The 21,345-nt window shown below is 74.7% G+C and carries 21 protein-coding genes; 9 read left to right on the top strand and 12 right to left on the bottom strand.

Translation table 11 applies throughout. The features are described from left to right. Positions 1 to 30: 30 nt before the first annotated feature. A complete protein-coding gene (locus ACFZBX_RS25580) occupies positions 31 to 1,170 on the bottom strand; it encodes a MerR family transcriptional regulator (RefSeq protein ID WP_391536129.1) in 1,140 nt (379 codons plus the stop codon). A gap of 172 nt (positions 1,171 to 1,342) precedes the next feature. On the opposite strand from ACFZBX_RS25580, the gene ACFZBX_RS25575 reads away from it, so the two are divergent. Next, positions 1,343 to 1,957, top strand: a complete 615-nt coding sequence (locus ACFZBX_RS25575) for a YceI family protein (protein WP_391536128.1) — start codon at positions 1,343 to 1,345, stop codon at positions 1,955 to 1,957. A 221-nt stretch (positions 1,958 to 2,178) separates the two neighbouring features. Here the strand turns inward: ACFZBX_RS25575 and ACFZBX_RS25570 are convergent, their stop codons facing one another. Then, complete coding sequence (locus ACFZBX_RS25570) at positions 2,179 to 3,144, bottom strand: LysR family transcriptional regulator (RefSeq protein WP_391536127.1); 966 nt, start codon at positions 3,142 to 3,144, stop codon at positions 2,179 to 2,181. A gap of 147 nt (positions 3,145 to 3,291) precedes the next feature. Here ACFZBX_RS25570 and ACFZBX_RS25565 point away from each other — a divergent pair, with 147 nt between their 5' ends. Together ACFZBX_RS25565 and ACFZBX_RS25560 are read left to right on the top strand one after the other, a co-directional pair. Continuing rightward, on the top strand, positions 3,292 to 4,524 hold the full coding sequence (locus tag ACFZBX_RS25565; RefSeq protein WP_391536126.1) for an MFS transporter: 1,233 nt from the start codon (positions 3,292 to 3,294) through the stop codon (positions 4,522 to 4,524). A gap of 10 nt (positions 4,525 to 4,534) precedes the next feature. Further along, positions 4,535 to 5,020: a macro domain-containing protein gene (locus ACFZBX_RS25560; RefSeq protein WP_391536125.1), complete on the top strand. Its 486-nt coding sequence runs from the start codon at positions 4,535 to 4,537 to the stop codon at positions 5,018 to 5,020. Here the strand turns inward: ACFZBX_RS25560 and ACFZBX_RS25555 are convergent. Continuing rightward, entirely contained in the window at positions 5,008 to 5,547 is a 540-nt protein-coding gene (locus tag ACFZBX_RS25555; RefSeq protein WP_391536124.1) for a GNAT family N-acetyltransferase, read from the bottom strand. The two genes, ACFZBX_RS25560 and ACFZBX_RS25555, sit on opposite strands and share 13 nt — an antisense overlap. Before the next feature lie 180 nt (positions 5,548 to 5,727). Here ACFZBX_RS25555 and ACFZBX_RS25550 point away from each other — a divergent pair, with 180 nt between their 5' ends. Next, positions 5,728 to 6,528, top strand: a complete 801-nt coding sequence (locus ACFZBX_RS25550) for a TetR family transcriptional regulator (RefSeq protein ID WP_391536123.1) — start codon at positions 5,728 to 5,730, stop codon at positions 6,526 to 6,528. 51 nt (positions 6,529 to 6,579) lie between these two features. On the opposite strand, the gene ACFZBX_RS25545 is transcribed toward ACFZBX_RS25550, so the two are convergent. Further along, complete coding sequence (locus ACFZBX_RS25545) at positions 6,580 to 7,893, bottom strand: GNAT family N-acetyltransferase (protein ID WP_391536122.1); 1,314 nt, start codon at positions 7,891 to 7,893, stop codon at positions 6,580 to 6,582. Between the two features lie 134 nt (positions 7,894 to 8,027). Between ACFZBX_RS25545 and ACFZBX_RS25540 the strand changes: the two genes are divergently transcribed. After that, positions 8,028 to 8,753: a dienelactone hydrolase family protein gene (locus ACFZBX_RS25540; protein WP_391536121.1), complete on the top strand. Its 726-nt coding sequence runs from the start codon at positions 8,028 to 8,030 to the stop codon at positions 8,751 to 8,753. A 644-nt stretch (positions 8,754 to 9,397) separates the two neighbouring features. Here the strand turns inward: ACFZBX_RS25540 and ACFZBX_RS25535 are convergent. The 4 genes from ACFZBX_RS25535 to ACFZBX_RS25520 all read right to left on the bottom strand — a co-directional run bounded on the left by ACFZBX_RS25535 (position 9,398) and on the right by ACFZBX_RS25520 (position 14,998). Next, positions 9,398 to 10,864, bottom strand: a complete 1,467-nt coding sequence (locus ACFZBX_RS25535; protein WP_391536120.1) for a C40 family peptidase — start codon at positions 10,862 to 10,864, stop codon at positions 9,398 to 9,400. A 260-nt stretch (positions 10,865 to 11,124) separates the two neighbouring features. Continuing rightward, positions 11,125 to 12,240 (bottom strand): hypothetical protein, encoded by a 1,116-nt coding sequence (locus ACFZBX_RS25530; RefSeq protein WP_391536119.1) that lies wholly within the window; start codon positions 12,238 to 12,240, stop codon positions 11,125 to 11,127. Between the two features lie 69 nt (positions 12,241 to 12,309). Continuing rightward, complete coding sequence (locus ACFZBX_RS25525) at positions 12,310 to 14,160, bottom strand: threonine/serine exporter ThrE family protein (RefSeq protein WP_391536118.1); 1,851 nt, start codon at positions 14,158 to 14,160, stop codon at positions 12,310 to 12,312. A gap of 127 nt (positions 14,161 to 14,287) precedes the next feature. Next, on the bottom strand, positions 14,288 to 14,998 hold the full coding sequence (locus ACFZBX_RS25520; protein WP_391536117.1) for a DedA family protein: 711 nt from the start codon (positions 14,996 to 14,998) through the stop codon (positions 14,288 to 14,290). 265 nt (positions 14,999 to 15,263) lie between these two features. On the opposite strand from ACFZBX_RS25520, the gene ACFZBX_RS25515 reads away from it, so the two are divergent. Then, positions 15,264 to 15,587 (top strand): hypothetical protein, encoded by a 324-nt coding sequence (locus ACFZBX_RS25515; RefSeq protein WP_391536116.1) that lies wholly within the window; start codon positions 15,264 to 15,266, stop codon positions 15,585 to 15,587. A gap of 155 nt (positions 15,588 to 15,742) precedes the next feature. Here the strand turns inward: ACFZBX_RS25515 and ACFZBX_RS25510 are convergent, their stop codons facing one another. Further along, positions 15,743 to 15,895: a hypothetical protein gene (locus ACFZBX_RS25510; RefSeq protein ID WP_391536115.1), complete on the bottom strand. Its 153-nt coding sequence runs from the start codon at positions 15,893 to 15,895 to the stop codon at positions 15,743 to 15,745. 549 nt (positions 15,896 to 16,444) lie between these two features. Between ACFZBX_RS25510 and ACFZBX_RS25505 the strand changes: the two genes are divergently transcribed. Further along, the gene (locus ACFZBX_RS25505) at positions 16,445 to 17,602 is read left to right on the top strand and encodes an acyl-CoA dehydrogenase family protein (protein WP_391536114.1); all 1,158 of its coding nucleotides are present in this window, start codon (positions 16,445 to 16,447) and stop codon (positions 17,600 to 17,602) included. A gap of 90 nt (positions 17,603 to 17,692) precedes the next feature. Here the strand turns inward: ACFZBX_RS25505 and ACFZBX_RS25500 are convergent, their stop codons facing one another. After that, complete coding sequence (locus tag ACFZBX_RS25500) at positions 17,693 to 17,959, bottom strand: hypothetical protein (protein ID WP_391536113.1); 267 nt, start codon at positions 17,957 to 17,959, stop codon at positions 17,693 to 17,695. 195 nt (positions 17,960 to 18,154) lie between these two features. Here ACFZBX_RS25500 and ACFZBX_RS25495 point away from each other — a divergent pair, with 195 nt between their 5' ends. Then, the gene (locus ACFZBX_RS25495) at positions 18,155 to 18,472 is read left to right on the top strand and encodes a cupin (protein WP_391536112.1); all 318 of its coding nucleotides are present in this window, start codon (positions 18,155 to 18,157) and stop codon (positions 18,470 to 18,472) included. Between the two features lie 48 nt (positions 18,473 to 18,520). On the opposite strand, the gene ACFZBX_RS25490 is transcribed toward ACFZBX_RS25495, so the two are convergent. Beyond that, on the bottom strand, positions 18,521 to 19,159 hold the full coding sequence (locus ACFZBX_RS25490) for a TetR/AcrR family transcriptional regulator (RefSeq protein ID WP_391536111.1): 639 nt from the start codon (positions 19,157 to 19,159) through the stop codon (positions 18,521 to 18,523). A gap of 109 nt (positions 19,160 to 19,268) precedes the next feature. Between ACFZBX_RS25490 and ACFZBX_RS25485 the strand changes: the two genes are divergently transcribed. Further along, complete coding sequence (locus tag ACFZBX_RS25485; protein ID WP_391536110.1) at positions 19,269 to 20,813, top strand: MFS transporter; 1,545 nt, start codon at positions 19,269 to 19,271, stop codon at positions 20,811 to 20,813. A gap of 90 nt (positions 20,814 to 20,903) precedes the next feature. On the opposite strand, the gene ACFZBX_RS25480 is transcribed toward ACFZBX_RS25485, so the two are convergent. After that, the gene (locus ACFZBX_RS25480) at positions 20,904 to 21,197 is read right to left on the bottom strand and encodes a type II toxin-antitoxin system Phd/YefM family antitoxin (RefSeq protein ID WP_391536109.1); all 294 of its coding nucleotides are present in this window, start codon (positions 21,195 to 21,197) and stop codon (positions 20,904 to 20,906) included. Positions 21,198 to 21,345 lie beyond the last annotated feature (148 nt).

The following is a 21,345-nucleotide window of genomic DNA, read 5'->3' as shown; positions in this document are numbered from 1 at the left end:
GCACCAGCAAACAGCCCGGGGAGGGGCGGGTCAGGCGGCCGGGAGGCGGACCGGCATCAGGACGGAGAAGGTGCCGGGGTGGTCGGGGGTGCGGATGGCGAGCGGGGCGATCGGGCCGCCGAGTTCGAGGACCAGCTGGCCCGGGGTGCCGGCCGGGAGGGCCTCCAGGAGGAAGTCGCGGTTGACCGCCACCCGGAGGGCGCCCGGGGCCGGCGCGGCGGCGTCGGCCCCGGCGTTGACACCGGCGTCGGCGTCCGGGGCGACGAGGGTGAGACGGCCGGACTCGTCGACGGCCAGCACGGCGACCTCGCAGTGGGTGCCGTCCGGTCCGGAGGGGAGGCTGCGGGTCGGGGCGCAGGCGACCGCCTCGCGCAGGTCGGCGGCGGGCAGGCCGACCCGGCGGACGGGGTCCAGCCGGACCAGTGCGCGGTAGTCGGGGTAGTCGTGGTCGAGCGCGGCGCCCTCGATCCGGTGACCGTCCACCACGATGCGCACCGCCCCGCCGTCGAGCGCCAGCTCCACCGGTCCGGCGGCGGGGCCGAGCAGCGCGCGGAGGGCGTCGGCCAGCGCGGCCGGCACGATCACGGCGGCGGAGGCGGCGCCGGAACCCCCGGGGGCGTCGACGGGGACCTCGGCCAGGGCCATCCGGTAGCGGTCGGTGGCGACCAGCCGCAGCAGACCGCCGTCCAGGTCGAACAGCACACCGGACAGGACCGGCAGCTCGGGGTCGCTGCCGACGGCGAAACGGACCGCGTCCAGGGCCTCGGCCAGCGCGGGGGCGGGGACGGTGAAGCGGTGTTCGGCAGGGGCGGTGTTCATCGGATTCTCCCTCTGGTCGATCAGTCGGCGGATCAGGGAGAGCTCCCGGCGCGCGTCGGCGAGGCCGTCCTCCAGTCGGCGCAGGTGCGCGTCGAGCACCCGGTGCGCGGCGCCGCTGCCGGGGTCCGCGCCGAGCACGGCCCGGATGCCGGCCAGCGGCAGGCCCACCCGGCGCAGCCGGGCCAGCAGCCGGGCCTCGGCGAGCTGCCCGGGCGCGTACCAGCGGTAGCCGGTGCGCGGGTCGACCCGGGCGGGGGCGAGCACGTCGGCCCCGTCGTAGAAGCGCAGGGCGCTCACGCTCAGACCGCTGTCGCGGGCCAGCTCTCCGATGCTGCGCAGGTCGCTCTCCATACCGGGGACTCTCGGGCCTCGACCAGGTCGAGGGTCAAGCCGGGTGGCCGGACCGGATCCGACCCTACCGACGGGCCCCTCGCGGCATTGGTTGAACTTTGAACGAACACGGGCTACAGTGGAGCCAACAAGTTGAAGCCTAAACAAATGGCTTCGAACCCGAGGAGGAGCCATGGGCCTGTTCAACCGCAACAAGAACGTCGCCGCCGCGACCACCACCGCCGTCGCCGTCGCGGAGGGCCCGGACCTCGGCCACCTCTCCGGCGACTGGACCATCGACGCCACCCACAGCGAGATCGGCTTCTCCGTCCGCCACGCGATGGTCACCAATGTCAAGGGCCGCTTCACCGAGTACGACGGCAGGCTGCACCTGGACGGCTCCACGCCGGCCAACTCCAGCGCCGAACTGGTGATCAAGGTCGGCAGCATCGACACCAACCAGGCCCAGCGCGACGAGCACCTGCGCACCGGTGACTTCTTCGCCGCCGAGACCTTCCCCGAGATGAGCTTCCGCAGCGTCTCCGCCGAGCGCGTGCGCGACGACTCCTACCGGATGACCGGCAACCTCACCATCAAGGACGTCACCCGCCCGATCGTCCTGGACCTCGACTTCACGGGTGCCGCGATCGACGCGTACGGCGTGGACCGGGTCGGCTTCGAGGGCAAGGCCGTCCTGGACCGCACCGAGTGGGGCCTGACCTACAACGCGGCGCTGGAGACCGGCGGCGTGCTGATCGGCGAGAAGGTGAAGCTCACCTTCGACATCTCCGCCGTGAAGGCGGCCTGACCCGGCCGACCGCGGCACCGGGCCCCACGGGCCCTCCCCGACCGCGGGCGCGCGACCGCCGGTTTCCCCCACCGGCCGCGCGCCCGCACCCGTCCCGCCCCTGCCGACCCCCGAGCGGCAGGGGCGGGGTCGTATACGGCCCGAACAACCGTCCGCTACCCGGTGATTCCTGATCCGGGACAGGTTCGTGCACCATCTTCGCCAGACCCCCGGCGGACCGCTCAGGCCGTCAGCAGCGCCGCGTCCGGCGCCGGGAGCCAGCCGCCCGACGGGCGGCGCAGCCACGCCTCGCGCGCACCCAGCTCGGCGGCCGCGGACAGCAGTGCGGCCAGCCCGGGATGCCGCAGGTCCGGGCGGTGCACCAGGCTCACCAGGCTGAGCGGCACCGGCTCCACCAGCGGCACGTTCACCGAGCCCGGCAGCGTCGGGCCGCCGACCGTGGTCAGCATCGGATCGCCGTGCCGGGCCAGGTAGCGGGCCGTCTCGTCCACCCCCACCGGCGGGACGCGCGGCGCGGCCGGCGTCAGACCGTGCTCGCGCAGCAGCCGCAGGCCGAGGTCGGCCCACTCGGTGGTCGCCGGGTTGCCCGCGCAGACGTCCACCGGATGGCCGGCCAGCTCGGCCACCCGCAGGACCGGCCGCCCGGCGAGCGGGTGGCCGGCCGCCATCATCACCGACACCCGCTCGAACCGGACCGGCCGCTGGGCGAGTCGGGAGCGCACCCCGGCCGCCAGACCGGCGAAGCGGCCGAACGAGACGTCCAGGCGGTGGGCGAGCAGCTCGTCGGCGGCGGCCGCCAGACCGCCGTGGAAGCGGGCCAGGATCTCCCCCTCCGGCCAAACGGCGCGGGCCCGTTGGAGCAGCCGGTCGCTGGTGAGGTCCGGGCCGGTGACGTCGCTGTTGAGGTCGAGCAGCAGCGGACGGTGCCCGGCGCCGGCCAGGATCTCGTCGTGCAGCGCCAGCAGCCGGCGCGCCTTGGGCAGCAACCCGTGGCCGGCGGCGGTGAGTTCGACGCTGCGGGTGGTGCGGGTGAACAGCGCGTCGCCGAGCAGCCGCTCCAGCGTCCGGACGTCCCGGCTGAGCGCCTGCTGGGCCACGTGCAGGCGCTCGGCGGCCCGCCCGAAGTGCAGGGTCTCGGCGGTCGCGACGAAACCGCGGAGCAGGCGGGGATGCAGGTCACGGGGCATGGCGGCAGGCTAGCAACGCGCCCGGGCCGGAGGGTCCGAGGCGATTGACAACGCACTGTTGTCAATGCGGCGGAACAGGTGTTGGACCGCGCCCGGCCGGCGGCCCGAGGCTGGGGCCCTCCCCTCCCCCTCTTCCCGCGGAGTCCCATGCTCGCCCCGTACCGACGCCTGTTCGTCCGGCCCGGCACCGCCGCCTTCACCCTGGCCGGGCTGCTCGGCCGGCTCTCGATGTCGATGACCGGCGTCTCGCTGGTGGTGCTGCTCGCCGAACGGCGCGGCTCGTACGCGCTGGCGGGCGCGGTCGGGGCGGCCGGCCTGGTCACCGGGGCGGTCGGCATGCCGCTGATCGGCCGGCTGGTCGACCGGTTCGGGCAGGCACGGGTCACCGTCCCGGCGGTGCTCTACAACGTGCTGCCGCTCTCCGCGCTCCTGCTCTGCGTCCGCGCCGGGGCGCCGGACTGGACGCTGTTCCTGTGCTGGGCGGCCGGCGCGGCGGCGCCGAACCTCGGCGGCATGGCCCGGGCCCGCTGGGCGCACCTGCTCCGGGACGAGCCGGACGACCTGCACCTCGCCAACTCCTTCGAGCAGGCGCTGGACGAACTCTGCTTCATGGCCGGGCCGGTGCTCGGCATGGTGCTGTGCGCGGCGATCGCCCCGGAGGCCGGGCTGCTCACCGCCGGCGGGTTGGGCGCGGTCGGCGCGCTGCTCTTCGCGGCCCAGCGCCGCACCGAGCCGCCGCTCGCCGCCCGCCCGGCCGACGGACGGCACAGCTCGCCGCTGCGGGTGCCGGGCCTGCGGGTGCTGGCGCTGACCTTCCTCAGCACCGGCATGATCTTCGGCGCGCTCGACCTGACCACCGTCGCCTACGCGGACGCGCTGGGGCACCGGCCGGTCGCGGGCGGGCTGCTGGCCCTGGTGGCGGCCGGGTCCTGCGTGGCCGGGCTGGTGTTCGGGACGCTCCGGCCGGCCGGGCCCGCGGGCGCCCGCTTCCTGCGGGGCGTCGCGGCGATGGCGGGACTGCTGCTCCTTCCGCTGGCCGCCGGGCTGGGCGGCGCGGGGCTCGCGCTGCTCGGGGCGGCGCTGTTCGCCGCCGGCACGGGGACCGCGCCGACCATGGTCACCGGCATGACGCTGCTCCAGGAGCTGCTGCCCCGGCGACAGTTGAACGAGGGGATGGCGATCGCGGTGTCCGGCATCCTGGTCGGCATCTCGGGCGGCTCGGCGCTGGCCGGCGCCCTGGCCGAGCACGCGGGCCCCGGCGCGGGCTACTGGATCCCGGCGGTGGCGGCGGTGCTCGCCCTGCTGATCTCCCTCGCGGGCCGCCACCATCTGGGCGTCCGGACGAAAGGCCCCGAACGCACTGTCAGTGGTGCGCACTAGCGTTCGAGGCATGGCGGAGACGAGCACCATTACCTACGTCCGGGGCGATGCCACGGCACCCCCGGGGAAGGGGGTGCAGGTGATCGCGCACGTCTGCAACGACCTCGGCGGGTGGGGGAAGGGGTTCGTGGTCGCGCTCTCGCGGCGCTGGAGCGAACCGGAGGCGGCGTACCGGCGGTGGCACCGGGAGCGGGCGTCGAACGACTTCGGGCTGGGCGCCGTGCAGCTGGTGCGGGTCGGGGAGCACCTCTGGGTGGCCAACATGGTCGGCCAGCGGGGCATCCGCACCGGCCGCTCCTCCGGGCCGCCGGTGCGCTACGAGGCGATCGACGCCGCGCTGGCGACACTGGGCGGGCACGCGCTCGACCTGGGCGCCTCCGTGCACATGCCGCGGATCGGGTGCGGGCTGGCGGGCGGGCGCTGGAGCTCGGTGGAGCCGCTGGTGACGGCCCGGCTGACCGGACGGGGGGTGCCGGTGACCGTCTACGACCAGTGACGGGCGAGCTCGGAGGCCGGCCAGGTGTACTCGTACTCCGGCAGCGTGTGGCCGCCCGGGAAGACGCCCTCGCGCGCGTCCGTGCGATGGGCGCCCTCGCGCTCGTAGAAGGCGACCGCCCGGGTGTTGGCCTGCAGCACCTCCAGATAGAGGTCGGTCCCGGGGTGGCGGCGGGCCGTGTGCCTGCGGGCCGCGTCCACGAGCTCGCGGCCGATGCCGCCGCCGGTCAGCCCGGGGCGGACGTGCAGGTTGTCGAGCAGGATCCGGCCGTCCCAGTGCGGCACGACGTAGGCGAACCCGACGACGTCCCCGTCCCGCTCGGCGATCAACAGCTCGGGGGTCGTCTCCGGTCCGCCGTAGTCGGCGGCGAGCCGCAGTTCCCAGATCTCGCGCCGTTCGGCGGCCAGCCCGTCGCCGAGGGCCTCGTCGGGGACGAGGCCGGCGTAGGCGGTGCGCCAGCTGGCGGAGTGCAGTTCGGCGACGGCCCCGGCATCCCGGGCGGTGCCGTGCCGTATCACGGTGCTCATGGGTCCAGCATCCCATCCGCACTTGAACGCGTTCAAGTGATGACTTAGAGTCAGGCCATGACTTTGAACGCGTTCGAAATCAATCCGAGGACGGCGTCGGCACCGGATGCGGAGGGGGCATCCGGTGCCGCACGCGCCGACACCGGCTGGGACTGACCCGATCGGGCTAGGCTCGTGGCCGTGGACGACCTGGCAGCGACGAACGGCACGAGCGCGGCGAACGACAGCACCGGCGGTACCGACGGGGGCGCCGCGAGCCCCGCCGAGGCGCGCGGCAGCCGCGCGCAGCCGAAGACTGACAAGAGCGAGCAGACCCGGGCCCTGATCCTGGAGACCGCGATGCGGCTCTTCCAGGAGCGGGGCTACGAGAAGACCACCATGCGTGCCATCGCCACCGAGGCGGGCGTCTCGGTCGGGAACGCCTACTACTACTTCTCGGCCAAGGAATTCCTGATCCAGGGGTTCTACGACGGCATGACGCACGACCACGCGGCGGACGCCAGGAACCGCATGGCGCACACCCGGGACTTCGCCGAACGGCTGGAGATCGCGCTGACCTCCTGGCTCGACACGGCCGCCCCGTACCACGAGTTCGCGGCGCAGTTCTTCCGCACCGCCGCCGACCCGAGCAGCTCGCTGAGCCCGTTCTCCAACGAGTCCCACCCGGCCCGGGCGACGGCGGTCGAGCTGTTCCGCGAGGTGCTGCAGGGTTCCGAGCTGGCGCCGAAGCTGGACGCCGAACTGGTCGAACTGCTGCCCGACGTGCTGTGGCTGCACCTCATGGTCGTGGTGCTCTACTGGGTCTTCGACCGGACCGAGGACACCGAGCGGACCCGGGAGTTCGTGCGGCGCTCGACCCCCATGGCGGCCCGGGTGATCAACCTGTCGCGCTACCGGGTGTTCCGGCCGATCGTGCGCGACGCCAAGGGCCTCATCCAGGACTTCATCCTGCCCACCATCGGCAAGACCGCCGTGAAGTAGCGGCAGTGGCGGCGGGCACCCCCGGCCGCGCGGGCCGGGGGTGAGGGCCGGTCAGAATCCGTCGATGTTCCAGGCCAGCAGCGGTGTGCGCAGCAGCAGGTCCGCGGCGGCCACCGCGCCCGGACGCAGCTCGGTGACCCGGTTGGCCACCGCGAGCCTGGGCAGCGTCTCGCCGGCCAGGTAGAGCGCGCCGAGCGTCGAGGCGTCCAGCGCCAGGTCGGCCTCGTCGGTGGTCCGCACGCAGCGGCCGGTGCCGTCCGCGGCGACCTCGATCGCCCAGCGGCCCTCGGCGTAGCCGTCCCGGTCCTCGACGTCCAGGACCACGCGGCCGGGAGCGCCGTACGTCCGGGCGTTGAAGGCGGCCTCGACGTCCAGCACCCGCAGCCACATGAAGTCGGCGTTCTCGGCGTGCGGGGTGGCGGCGCGCGGCTCGTTGAGCAGCATCGGCAGCGGGTCGTCCGGGCCGACGTTCTCGACCGTGACCTTGCGCACCCAGTCGACCGAGAACAGGTAGCGCCACAGCGCGGTGGCCGTGGGCCGGTCGAGCGCGAAGACATCATGGACGGTGAGCGTGCAGTTCGGGTAGGAGCCGTCCCAGGTGTCGTCGACCTTGTAGACGGCCAGGCCGGTCGGGGTGCCCTCGGCGTCCCGGTGGATGACGGCGAAGGGCTCCTTCCAGTCGAAGCCGGGGACCTCGATCTCGCCGGTGTGGCGCTGCCAGGTCAGCTCGTCGCGGTCGATCGCGCCGGGCTGGGTGACCCGCCAGCGGTCGAACAGCTCGGGGCCCGTCTTGCGCAGCTCCTCCATGCTCACCAGGTCGATCCGCCCGCCGGGCACGGTGGGCAGATCGGCCCGCAGGCCGCCGGCGCGCAGCAGGTCGATGTTCCAGCCGTGGCCGCGGGTGGCGGGGCCGAAGCCGTAGCGGCCGTAGATGTTGTACTCGGCGGCGACCAGGATGGCGACGGCGGCGCCGCGCTCCCGGGCGGCCGCGAGGTCGCCGGTCATCATCCGGCGGAGCAGTCCGCGCCGCCGGTGGGTGGCGGTCACGGTGACGGCGGTGATCGCGTCGGCCTTCACCACCGCGCCGCCGGGGACGGTCAGTTCGGCGTCGAAGCTGCGGAAGGTGGCGACGATCCGGTCGCCGTCGAACGCCCCGATCATCCGGTCCGGCTCCCACTGGCGGCGGCGGAACTCCGTCGCCCGGCCGACGTGCGAACGCAGGAAGCCGACGGCGAGCGCCCGGTCCCACTCCTCGACCTCGTCCTCGCCGACCGCCCGGATCTCGATCCCGTCGACGATGTCGCCCTGCTCCTTCAAGCGGCCGCTGCCCGGATCACGGGGCCCGCCGTTCGTTTCGTTGCCCATTCCCTCACCGTACGGCGGGATTTCGGCGACGGCACCCGATTTATTCCGGCCGCGGAGGCGGGGCCGGAGCCGTGCTGTCCGCCCACGGTGAAGTCCGGTCCCAACGGGCCGGAACCGCACTAGGGTCCGGTCCCATGACGACGGTCACCACACGCACGGTCCGCTATCCCGCCGACGGCCTGACGATGATCGGACACCTCGCGCTCCCGGCCGGAACCGGCCGCGGACCGGCGGTGCTGCTGGGCCCCGAGGGGCCGGGCCTGAACGACGTCCACCGCCACCGGGCCGACGCCCTCGCCGAACTGGGTTACGTGGCACTGGCCTTCGACCTCCACGGCGGGCGCTGGTTCACCGACCCGCAGGAGATGCTGGCGCGCGCGATGCCCCTGCTCGCCGACCCCGACCGGATGCGGGACATCGGCCACGCGGCACTCGACGTGCTGCTCGACGAACCGCGGACCGACCCGGACCGGATCGCCGCCATCGGCTACGGCACCGGCGGCGCGATCGCGCTGGAACTCGGGCGCGACGGCGTGGACCTGCGGGCGATCGGCACGGTCAACGCCCTGACCACGGGCCGCCCCGGCGAGGCGGCGCGCATCCGCTGCCCGGTGTGGGCGGGGGTCGGGTCGGAGGATCCGATCATGCCGCCCGCGCAACGGGACGCGTTCGCCGCCGAGATGCAGGCCGCGGGCGTCGACTGGCGCCTGGTGGTCTACGGCGGCGCCCAGCACGCCTTCCACCACCCGCCGGTCGACCACGCCGTGGTCCCCGGCGTCGCCCACCACCCGCTGCACGCGGAACGCGCCTGGTGCGACATCCTCGCCCTGCTCGCCGAGTGCCTGCCGCTCACGCCGTGAGCGGGCGCGCCCTCCCCGCCGGCCGGCCGGGCGCCTGACCCCGGCCAGGTACGGGCACAGAAGTCCGGGTCACCTGCGCGCCGGATACCGACAGGACGACCGGCCTTCCGACCCGCCGCACACTCCGCCCCGGCCGGGGCGGCACGGGTGGGCGTAGAAGTCCGGTGCCTGCTTGCCGACTACCGTCACGGGACGACCGGACCGCCCCTGCGGCCGCCGCGCGCTCCGCGCCGGCCGCAGGGCCGGGCGTTCTACTCCCACCCGCAACGGGGCGGGCAAACCGCTGGCCGGACGCCGACGTCCGATCCCGGCCCGTGGCGCGGGCGCCTCCTCGTCAGGAGCGGACGTAGAAATCCGGGGCACCTACCCACCAAGCACCCGCCCCGCAACAGGACGGGCCAACCGCCCGGCCAGGCCACCCCAGCCCACCGACCCGCCACACCGACCCGAACGCCAGACATCCACCCCCACCCCCAACACGACACCGCCCCGTCAGGAGCGGACGTAGAAATCCGGGGCACCTACCCACCAAGCACCCGCCCCGCAACAGGACGGGCCAACCGCCCGGCCAGGCCACCCCAGCCCACCGACCCGCCGCACCGGCCCGAACGCCAGACATCCACCCCCAGCACGGCACCGCCCCGTCAGGGGCGAGCGTAGAAGTCCGGGGTGCCCATGATCCAGAGGCTGGCCTGTTTGATCGGCACGCCGGCGCGGGGGGCCTCGATCATCTGGTCGTCGCCGATGTAGATGCCGACGTGGTGGATGTCGGCGGCGCGGCCGGTGGTGCTCCAGAAGACCAGGTCGCCGGGGCGAAGCTGGCGGTAGGTGACCGGGGTGGACTGGGCGTACTGGTCGGCGGCGAAGTGGTTGAGGCGTTTGCCGCCCTGGCGCCAGGCCATCATGGTCAGCCCCGAGCAGTCGTAGCCGCCGGGGCCCTCGCCGCCCCAGACGTAGGGCAGGCCGATCTTGGAGCGGGCGAAGGCGATGGCGTCCGCCGCGCCCTCGGCCGACCAGGGGCGCGGCGGCGGTGGTGCGGGGGTGGCGGCGGCCTTCGCGGCGGCGGCGGCCCGTTCGGCGGCCTCGGCGGCCGTCGCGCGTTCGGCTGCTTCGGCTGCCGCGGCGGCTTCGGCGGCCGCCCTGGCCTCGGCCTCCCGGGCGGCCTGCTCCGCCGCGGCCCGTTCGGCGGCGGCCCGCTCCGCCGCCTCGCGCTCGGCCGCCGCCTTCTCGGCCGCCGCGCGGGCGGCGGCCTCGGCCTCCCGGGCGGCGATCGCCTCCAGCGCCTCGCGCCGCTGCCGTTCCAGTTCGACGGTGGTGTGGCGGGCGGCGGCCAGTTCGGCGAGCAGCTGCTCGCGCCGCAGTGCGGTGGCCGTGACCTGGTTCTGCTGGTCCGCCAGCCGGGCCTCGGCGCGTGACCGGGCGGCCCCGACGGCGGCGGCGGCCCGTTCGGCGGTCTCGGTCGCGGCGCGCGCGGCGGCGGCCGCCTTCGCCGCTCCGGCGGCCGTGGAGACCGCCGCGTCAAGGATCTGCCGGGTGCGGTCGCTGGCGACGCCGACCACCGCGGCCCGGTCCCCGGCCTCGCGCGGGCCTCGCGCGCCGAGCAGGGCGTTGATCGCGGAGAGTTCGGCGCTGGTGCCCTGCCGGTACGTTTCGGCGGCCAGGGCGGCGGCATCCTCGGCGGCCGCGGACCGCTCGGCCTCGGCGACGGCGGACCGGTCGGCGGCGGCGGACTGCTCGACGCGGGCCCGGGTGAGGGTCAGTTGGGCGCCGTTGTAGGCCTCGACGGCCTGTTCGGCGGTCCGGGCGGCCCGGTCGACATCGGCCTTGGCGGCGGTCAGGCCGGCCTCGATGGCGGCGACCGCGCCGGCCTGGCGGTCGGCCTCGGCCCGGGAGCGGTCGATCTCCTCGGCGGAGGGGAAGGCCTGCTCCCCCGCCGCGCCGGCCCCGGACGGATCGGCGGCGGACGGCGCGGCGGCAGACGGCCCGACGGGGGCGACCGGCGCGGCGGGCGCGGCCGGGCCCGGCACCACCGGGGCGGCCGCCGCGGCGGGGAGCAGTGCGAGCACGGAGGTGAGGGACAACAGGAGGGTCGGCAGGAGCCTGCGCGCCATGATGCACCCCTTCGAACGGTCACGAGGGAGTGGAGCGGCCGCACGCGCGCGCCGCCGCGGGACCGGGGTGACGACGGGCCCGGCCGGGGCCCGCCACCGCCGGAGGCCCGGCGAAGCATCCCATTCCGTGACAAGACGGTCACTGTCCGACATGTTCTCAAGTCGGGCCGCTTTCACACCTCAAGCCCGCACCGCCGACCGGGTGACCATCGGATGATCCGACCGCGCCTCGACTCCGGCCGGACACCAGGGGGTACGAACTACCGGCTCATCCTGCGGGTCCGCGTCCGCAGCCGGCGCCGCCGGTCCGGCCGGGGCTCCTGGCCGGCCGGCTCGACCGCGTACGTCCGGCTGCGGCCCGCCCGGACCACCCGCCGGCGCTGCTGGGAGCGGCCGTGCCGCCCGGCCCGGCCGGCCGCGCCGCCGTAGCCGTCCGACCCGCCGTACGCCGCGGCGCCGACGGCACCGGTGCTCCGGCGGCTCCCGGACGGGTGCTCCGCGCCGCCCGCCGCCGAGCGGCGGTCGGCCAGCCGGGCGGAGCGCCGGGCCAGTGCCCGGGCGGCGTGCGCGTCGAGGTGGGCGGTGGCCCGGGCGGCCATCTGCTCGGCCACCCGGTGGGCGGCCGGGTGGTGGGCCGGCACCTTGTCGGGCGCCCCGGCGATCAGGTCGAAGAGCCAGGTGCGGGCCCGGTCCGCACGCCGGTGCAGCAGGCGCTCGCGCCGGAGCGCCCGGGACCGCAGGCGCGGGCTCGCGGCGTACCGCCAGCGCGCCCAGGGGCTGCTCGGGCGGGCCAGCCGGATCGCGCCCACCCAGGAGAGGCCGGGCACCATGATGCCCAGCAGCCCGGTCCACACCTTGCCCTTGAGCAGGGTGACGACCATCGCCAGTGCGTTCACCGAGATGATCGTGACCAGCCCCCACCTGGTCTCCCCGGTGGGCTCGGCGCCGAGCGGGACGTAGCCGACGAGCAGCAGGCCGGTGAAGAGGATGCCGAAGATCACCGCGTCCACCGACTTGCGGCCCTGCTCGCTCCAGTAGACGTCGTCCAGGTGCAGGATCAGCGCGAACTCGTCCAGCACCAGGCCGCAGCCGATGCCGAAGAGCAGCCCGAAGACGTCGATCCACGGGTGCCCGCCGTACGTCGCGAACACCCCGATGCCGCCGGCCAGCAGGAATCCCAGGCCGAAGACCATGTGGTGGATGTGCAGCCCGCCCGGCGTCACGTTGCCGGGCCACCAGCGCACCTGGGCCCGGATCATCCGCACGCTGAACCGGATGAACACGAACGAGGTGATGAACCCGACCAGCAGCAGGAACAGCGGTTGCTTGTGCGTGGCGACGATGTGCTCGCGGTAGCCGTCCAGCAGTGTGGTCATGGGTCTTACCTTCGTTCCTGGTGCTGCGTGCGGCCTGCCGCGACATGGCCCGGGGGCCAACGGCCGGCGTCAGAAGCCGCGGGTGCGCTTGGCGGCCCGGCGGGGGATCACCGGGGCGAGCGAGGGCCGCTCGACCCCGACCGGGAGCTTCATGAAGAGCCGGGCGATCTCACCGCCCAGGTTGACGCCGATGGCCAGCGCCATCGCGATCGCGGCGGCCCGGGTGATCTGGACCAGGCCCCCGCTGGGGTGGCCCTGGGCGAACGAGAGCATGCCGAGGTAGAGCGCCGAACCCGGCATCAGGGGCCCGATCGCGGCGGTGACGTACGGCAGCGCGGACCCGTTGCGGTAGCGCGCCATCAGCTGGCCGAAGAGGCCGACCAGGCCGGCCGCCACCCCGGTCGCGACGATCGGCGAGACCCCGGCGTTGTACGCCAGCACGCCGTAGCTGGCCCAGCCGATGCCGCTGTTCAGGGTGACCAGGGCGAGCGAGCGGCGGTCGGTCTGCAGCAGCATCGCGAAGGCGAGGGTCAGCACCATCGCGGCGGCCATCTGGACCGGCGGGTAGCTGATCCCGACCAGCGACTCGTCCGGTTTGAGCTTCGCGTTGAAGCCGACGCCCAGGTAGAGGATCAGCATCACGCCGATCACGATGCCCGCCACCAGGTAGATGACCTCCAGCAGCCGGGCCGCGGCGGTGATGTAGAAGCCGGTCAGACCGTCCTGCACGGCGGCGACCAGGGCGCGTCCGGGCAGCAGCGCGAACAGCCCGCCGGTGATCACCACGGAGCCGCGCAGGCCCAGGTCGTTGAAGGAGAGCACGATGCCGGAGGCGGCGGCCGGCATCGCGGCCAGCACGAACTGGTAGAACTCCGGCAGCCCGCGACGGGCGATCAGCGAGGCCAGCCGGTCGCCGAGCACGGCGGCGACGAAGGCGCTGAGGAAGACCAGCCAGGCCTTGTCGTCGATCTTCCCGCCGACCAGGAAGGTCGCCGCGCCGGCCAGCAGGCCGGTGTTCAACGCGAGCAGCCAGGCCGCGTACGGGTGCCGGTTGCGGCGGATCACCGCGAGCCGGCGGTAGGCGTCGTTGACGCTCACCCGCTCGGCGGTGATGTCCGCGACCAGCTCGTACACCGCGTTCAGCCGCGTGTAGTCGGAGGTGCGGCGGCGCACCACGCGGTCGGCGGTGATCGGCGGCTCGACCAGTGAGGGCTGGTGCGAGATGCCGATCAGGGTGAAGGTCACCTGCGGTTCGCAGCGGTCCAGCCGGTAGGCGTGCGCGATGCCGAGCATGGCCGCCTCGACGTCCTCGGCGGCCTCGCCGCTGGCCAGCAGCAGCTCGCCGATGCGCAGGGTCAGGTCGAGGATGCGCGGAACGTTGCGGGCCGCGGCCGCGGCGGGGTGCAGCTCGCGGGCGGTCCGCTCGAAGGCGGGGCGCTCGGACATCGGGGTGCGCAGCAGGGTGCGCATCCGGTCCGGCCAGGGCGCCTCACCGGGGGCGCCGGGGCTGAGCGCGCCGAGCGGGATGCCGGTCGGCGGGGTGTAGCCGGCGGCCCGCCACTCCTCGGGGGTGAGGGTGTCCTCGGCCGCGGAGCGGCGGCGGTACACCGGGGGGATCGCGTCCGCCACGGCCCCCGGCGGCCCGGGCCGCGCTCCGGGCGCGGGCTCGGGTTCCGGCGCGGGCTCCGGCTCGGGTTCGGGGGCCAGCAGGCCCTTGGTCTCGGGGGCGGGCAGGGCGAGCGGGATCTCCACGGTCGGCTCGACGACCGGGGCGGGGTGCCCGAGCAGCCCCTCGGTGGGCGGCGCCTCGGACGGGTGGACCGGCCGCGCACCGGCGGCCGGGCGGGCCTGGCGCTGCGGACGGCCGCCCCGGCCGCCCCTGGCCCTCTTGCCGCCGCCCGGTCGGCCCCGCTTCGGCACGTCCGCTCCTTGCCGCCCCTGGCGGTGCCGGTCCCCCGGGCCGCCGTTCGATCTCCGCATACACCTTGCCTGATCGAACTGCAGGACGCACATGTACGCGACGGCGGGCGCGGCCGTCCCCGGACGCCTACCCGGCGCGGTGGCGGCCGCCGCTGCGAGCGGCCGGGGGCGCACCGGCGTCGGCCCGGGCGGCGTCGGCCCCGGCCCGGACGGCCCGGCCGGAGCGGCGGGCACGGAGCAGTTCGACGGCCACCGGGATCACCGAGACCAGCACGATGCCGACCAGGATCGCCTCGATGTTGTCCCGGACGAACGGGATCTGCCCGAGGAAGTAGCCGAGCACCGTGACGCCGGCGCCCCACAGCACGCCGCCGATCACGTTGAAGAGGACGAAGACCCGGTAGTTCATCCCGCTCACCCCGGCGACGATCGGGGTGAAGGTGCGGACGATCGGCACGAAGCGGGCCAGCACGATCGCCTTCGGCCCGTGGCGCTCGAAGAAGGCCGCCGCCTTCTCCACGTTCTCCTGCTTGAACAGCCGGGAGTCGGGGCGCCGGAACAGGCTGGGGCCGACCTTCCGCCCGAACAGGTAGCCGACCTGGTCGCCGGCCACCGCCGCGATCACGATCAGCAGGCACATCAGCCAGAGCGGCTGGTCCAGGTAGTCGCCGTCGGCCACCAGCAGGCCGGTGGTGAAGAGCAGCGAGTCGCCGGGGAGGAAGAAGCCGATCAGCAGGCCGGACTCGGCGAAGACGATGGCCAGGATGCCGATCGGCCCGAAGGTGGAGATCAGGTGGTTCGGATCGAGCCAGGACGGGCCGAGGGCGAGGCTGGTCACGGTGCGGACTCCTGAGGGGCCTGTAGGAAGGTCGACTCTTGGCAATGAAACAGTAAAGCATTCACCAAGTGATCTCCGACCGGCTCCGGCTCGGGAGCCGGTCGGACAATCATCCGCATCCCACCATCGGGCGAATCCGCGCCCGGGCGGTGGAGTTCGTCCGCGGCCCCGGTGAATCCTGGTCGCGCGACGTCAGGCAACGGCGCTGCGGAGCGGCCACTCCGGCAGCCGCCACCATTCGCACTCCACTTCCAGGGAGACCACCGTGTCCCGTATCCGCGCAGCCGCCGCCGTCACCGCCCTCGGGGCCTTCCTGCTCGCGGGCGCCGGCGCCGCCCACGCCGACAACGGCGCCGGCGCGGACCACCAGTCCACCAGCGGCGTGGTGAGCAACACCGGCTCCCACAACGTCCTCGGCAACGTCGTCGGCAATGTGACCGGCACCCAGCAGACCGCCACCGGCTCCGGCGCCGGCAACCAGGCCAACACCCTCGCCGTCTCCGGCAACGCGGGTTCCGTCAGCGCACTGCAGGGCAACGGCGGCCCCGCCGCCCCGGTCGCCCCGGTCGCACCGTCGGCCGAGGACTGAGCGGCGCTCCACCGCTGAGCGTGCCCGGCAAGTCCCGGCCGGGGCGGCGGCGATCGCGCCGCCGACGTCGTCCCGGAGCAGCCGCCGGCCGCGCGCGCCAGGGCCGCCGCCGGCAGATCCTCCCGACGCGGCGGCCGGCCCGTCCCCGGCAGCGGCTACGGTGCCGCCTGGTGCCGGGCGCGGCGTCGCGCGATGCCGTCGGGCCGGACCGCGACGGCGACGAGCGGTTCGCGGAGCAGCCGCTCGGCCCGGCGCGGCAGCGGAGCGGCCGAGAGACAGGAGCGCTCGGCCCGCAGCGCCGCCGTCATCAGGACGACGTCGGCTCGCAGGCCGCGGCGCAGCGCCGCCGGGCGGGCGGGCCGACGGGCGGTGGGCGACCGCCACGGCGGGTTCGGCCGTCGAACCGGCGGCGCGCACGTCCGACGGCGCGTCCAGGCCCCCGGAAGTGCCGGTGGAGCGCGAGGGCGGTGGTGCCGGCGCCCGCGACGACCTCCGCCCGTCGAGAGCCGGTGGTGGCCCTCACGGTGGAGGCGATCGGCGACCACGGCACCACCACGCCGTCCGCCCCTCCCCGTGTCCCGGCAGCCGCTCCGAACACTGCTCCGAAGGCTGTTCCGACGACGCTTCCCAAGGCCGCTCCCAAGGCCGCTCCGAAGGCCGCCCGGCAGGCCGGCAGGCGTTCACCTGAGGCCCCGCGAAGCCCGCCACCAGGCCGTTCACAGCGGCCCGGACGCCGCCCTCCCCACCCTGGACAGCCGAAGCTACCCGCGATTAACTTGTCGGGCGACCGGCGGGCCGTCCGGGGACCGCCGCGCCGGCTCCACCGAACGTCAGGCACCGTCGAAGGGAGGCGCCGCGTGCGCCGCACCGTGTTCACCGAGGACCACGAGGCCTTCCGGGAGACCATCCGGGACTTCATCGCCAACGAGGTCGTCCCCGTCTACGAGAGCTGGGAGGCCGAGGGCCACCCGCCGCGGGACTTCTACCGCCAGCTCGGGGCACTCGGCGTCTTCGGCATCGAGGTGCCCGAGGAGTACGGCGGCGCGGGCGAGAGCGGCTTCAAGTACCAGGCGGTGGTCGCCGAGGAGACGGCGCGGGCCGGCGTCAGCTTCGGCTCCTCCGGGGTGCACACCGGCCTGGTGCTGCCCTACCTGCTGGAGTACGCCACCGAGGAGCAGAAGCGGCGCTGGCTGCCCGGCTTCGTCTCCGGCGATCTGATGACCGCGATCGCGATGACCGAGCCGGGCGCCGGCTCCGACCTCGCCGGCATCTCCACCACCGCGCGGCTCTCGGAGGACGGCACCCACTACGTCGTCAACGGCGCCAAGACCTTCATCACCGGCGGCGTCCTCGCCGACCTCGTCCTGGTGGTCTGCCGCACCTCTCCGCACGACCCGGAGAACCGTCGGGCCGGGCTCTCCATCCTCTGCGTGGACACGGCCTCCCCCGGCTACAGCGTCGGCCGCAAGCTGCAGAAGATCGGGCTGCGCACCTCGGACACCGCCGAGCTGGCGTTCTCGGACGTCAAGGTGCCGGTGGAGAACCTGCTCGGGGAGGAGGGGAAGGCGTTCGGCTACCTGACCCACAACCTGGTGCAGGAGCGGCTGGCGATCGCGGTCGGCGCGTACGCGGCCGCCGCGGCGGCGGTGCGGTTCGCGGTGCAGTACGTCAAGGACCGCAAGGTGTTCGGCAAGGCGGTCGCCGAGTTCCAGAACACCAAGTTCACGCTGGCCGACTGCGAGGCCCAGGTGATGGCGCAGCAGTCGATGGTCGACCGCGCGCTGGAGCTGTACCAGGACGGCGCGCTGACGGTGGCGGACGCGGCGGCGGCGAAGCTGTTCTGCACCGAGTCGGCGTCCGTCGTGATCGACAAGTGCCTCCAGCTGCACGGCGGTTACGGCTACATCCTGGAGTACCCGATCGCCCGGCTCTACACCGACAACCGGGTGTTCCGGATCTACGGCGGCACCAGCGAGGTCATGCGCAGCATCGTCGCCAAGTCGCTCGGACTGTAGGACGCGCCGCCGTTCACCCGTCCGGCGGAGTCGGGCGGGTGAACGCGGACGGGGTGAACGCGGACGGGGTGAACGGGCGGCGCGCCGGGATCAGTTGGGCGAGTGGTGCTCGGCACGCCACGCGTCCCAGCCGGCCGCGGACGCCACCTTGGCCTCGTGCAGGGCCCGCTGGGCCACGGCGGTCGGCGGGGTATCCAGCCGCCGCACCCAGTTGCGGCCGGCCGTGGCCAGCGCCGCGCACACCATCACCGCGCCCGCCGTCCCGAACAGCGCGCCGATGCCGGTGAGCACCGCGCCGCCGGCCAGCAGCGAGCGGTTGACCTGGAACCCGCTGAGAAAACGCTCGTTGGTCGCCATGCCTCCACGATGGAGCCAGTCGGCCGCCGCCGCACGCCGAGCGCGCCTGCGGGCGGCCCGGCCGGGCACGCCTCGGCGGCGTTCCGGCGGCGTTCCGACGACTCTTCGGCATGCGGGCGCGGGGCCTGTCCGGGACGCTGGGCCGCAGGAGCGCCCGCGGAGCAGGACGGCACCCGGACGGCAGGAGGACGCGCGATGGTCGATCTCGAACAGCTCGTCGCGGAGCACGCGGCGAGGGCGGCCGAGAGCCCGCACGGGCGCAGCGCCCATCTGGTGCTGCACGACGGGGTGCTGCGGCAGACGGTGATCGCGCTGACCGCCGGCACCTCGCTCGACGAGCACAACGCCCCGGCCGCCGCCAGCGTCCAGGTGCTGCGCGGGCGGGTGTCGCTCACCATCGCCGGGCGGCACGAGGAGCTCGCGGCGGGGCAGTTGCAGGCCGTCCCGCAGGAGCGGCACGGCCTGCTGGCGCACGTCGACTCGGTGGTGCTGCTGACGGCCGTCACCGTCTGAGCACGGCGAACCCGGCGAACCCGGCGAGCACGGCGAACACGGCGTGGTTCAGGCCGCCGGGCCGTGCCACTCCGGGTCGTCGGAACCGTGCCACTCGGGCGCGGGCTTCGGCTTCAGCACCGAGCCGCCGACCAGCTCCAGCCCGCGCAGCAGCTCCCGCCCGCCGGGCGCCAGACCGGGGGCGGCCAGCCACTGCCCGGCCAGGCCGACCAGCAGCGCCTGGTAGAAGGTGCCGCGGGCCAGCTCCTCCTCGGTGTCCGGTACCTCGGGGAGCCCCTGGAACAGGGCCGCCAGCCCGAGCCGCCCCTCCTTCTGGATCCCGGCCATCGCCTCCCGCAGCTCCGGCGTCCGCTCCACCTGCACCATCGCCTCGAACTGCGAGGCCCAGAGGCCGCGGTGCTCGGCGATGCTCTCCCGCACACCGTCCCAGACCGCGACGAACCGCTCCTCCGGCTCCTCGGACGCCTCGTTGGCCCGCGCCACCACGGCCCCTAGCATCAGGCCCCACTCCCCCGTCGCCTCGATCAGCGCCGCGTTGAGCAGCGCCTCCTTGGAACCGAAGTGGTAGCCGATCGCCGCCAGGCTGACGCCGGAGGCGGTGGCGATGTCCCGGGCGGTGGTGCGCCCGTAGCCCTTCTCGATCAGGCAGTGCTTGGCGCCGGCCATGAGGTCCTCGCGATTTCCCATGCCCGCATGCTACGTGCGTCCTAGACGATTGTCTCGCACGATCGTCTCGAACGAACGTCTTGCACAAACGTACTAGACAAGCGTCTGACACGTCCGTACCGTCTTCCCCATGACCGCAACCACCGGCCGCGCAGGCCGTCGCGAATGGATCGGCCTGGCCGTCCTGCTGCTCCCGACCCTCGTCCTGACCATGGACATGGGCGTGCTCTTCTTCGCCGTCCCCTACATCTCCACCACGCTGGCGCCGAGCGGCACCGAACAGCTGTGGATCATGGACATGTACTCGTTCCTGCTGGCCGGGCTGCTGATCACCATGGGCGCGCTGGGCGACCGGATCGGGCGCCGCCGGCTGCTGATGATCGGCGCCGCCGGGTTCGCCGGGGCCTCGGTGCTCGCCGCCTACGCGGACGGCGCCGGCCAGCTGATCGCCGCCCGCGGCCTGCTGGGCGTCGCCGGGGCCACCGTGATGCCCTCGACCCTCGCGCTGATCCGCAACATGTTCCACGACCCCAAGCAGCGCCAGGTCGCGCTCGGCGCCTGGGGCGGCATCCTGACCGCCGGCGCCACCCTCGGACCCGTCGCCGGCGGCCTGCTGCTCGACCACTTCTGGTGGGGCTCGGCCTTCCTGCTCGCCGTCCCGGTGATGGCCCTGGTCCTGCTCACCGCCCCGGTGCTGCTCCCCGAGTACCGCTCCCCGCGCCAGGGCGGCTTCGACCTGCTCGGCGCCGCCCTCTCACTGGCCGCCGTGCTGCCGCTGGTCTACGGCGTCAAGACGCTCGCGGTGGACGGCTGGGACCCGCTCGCCGCGCTCGCCGTCCCGGCCGGACTGCTCCTCGGCGGCGCGTTCTACTGGCGCCAGCGCACCGCCGCCAACCCGCTGCTCGACCTCGGCCTGTTCCGGATCCGCGCGTTCAGCGGGGCGATCAGCGTCAACACCGTCGCGATGTTCGCGATGATGGGCTTCACCCTCTTCACCTCGCAGTACCTCCAGTTGGTCAAGGGCATGAGCCCGCTCACGGCCTCGCTCTGGTCGCTCGTCCCCAGCGTGGGCGTCGGCGCCGCCGTCGGCCTCGGCTCGGCCCTCGCCGGGAAGGTCCGTCCGGCGGTGATGATGGCCGGGGGCTTCCTGATCGGCGCGGCCGGCTTCGCGATGATGACCCTGGTCGGCCCGAACTCCCCGCTGGCGCTGATCCTCACCGCGGCGGGCGTGCTGGCCGCCGGCACCGTCGGCACCATGACCCTCACCGCCGAGATGGTCGTCTCCGCCGCCCCCGTCGACCGGGCCGGCGCCGCCTCCGCCACCTCCGAGACCGCCGTCGAGCTCGGCAGCTCCCTCGGCATCGCGCTGCTCGGCGCGGCCGGCGCCGCGGTCTACCGCTCCCGCCTGGACGGCACCCTCCCAGCCGGACTGGACGGCGAGGCCGCCCGCACCGCGCAGGACACCCTCGGCGGAGCGGTCACCGTCGCCGCCCAGCTGCCCGGCCGGCTCGGCGCCGACCTCCTCGCCACCGCCCGCACCGCCTTCACCGACGGCCTGCACGTCGCCGCCGTCGTCGGCCTCGTCCTCGCGGTCGGCGCCTCCCTCCTCGCCTACCGCCTCATGCGCCACCTCCCCGCCGCCCCCGCCGCCACCCCCGATCCGGCCGCCGCCTGACCGCCCACCCCACCGCCGATCCCCGCACGCGCGTCATGCCGGCCCCCGCCCACCCGGGCGGGGGCCGCCGCGTTCCCGCTCCGCCCGGGCTCAACGCCGACGCCGCTCCCGGCGGTCGCCCGGCTCCGCGCAACCGGGCGGCTGGACCGGAACGCCCGCCCCCTCCGCCTCGACCCGCTTCAGCCACCGGTACTCGGCGGCTCCGATCAGCACGGCCTCCTGCCGCCCGCGCCGCGTGATGATCGTGGGGGTCCCGCGACCGGCCCGCTCCACGACCGCGGCCAGGTGCCTGCGGACCGCGGACGAGGACTCCACGACCGGCTCGCCCGGTCGGCCGAGCCGCTCGGACACCTGAAGACCGGGCACCGGGATCTGCTCCGGCATGCCACCACCCCTCCGTTCCACCCGACGTCCCTCACCTGCGGCACGGACCGGGGGGGAGTGTCATGAATCAGGTGGACACCCTGACCAAGGGAGACACTGATGAGCTCGCTGACGGATCACCAGATCGGGTCGGTTCCTGATGGAACGG

It is taken from the genome of Kitasatospora sp. NPDC008115, from assembly GCF_042957205.1.
Lineage (GTDB): Bacteria > Actinomycetota > Actinomycetes > Streptomycetales > Streptomycetaceae > Kitasatospora.
This window is presented reverse-complemented; position numbering and strand designations above follow the sequence as displayed.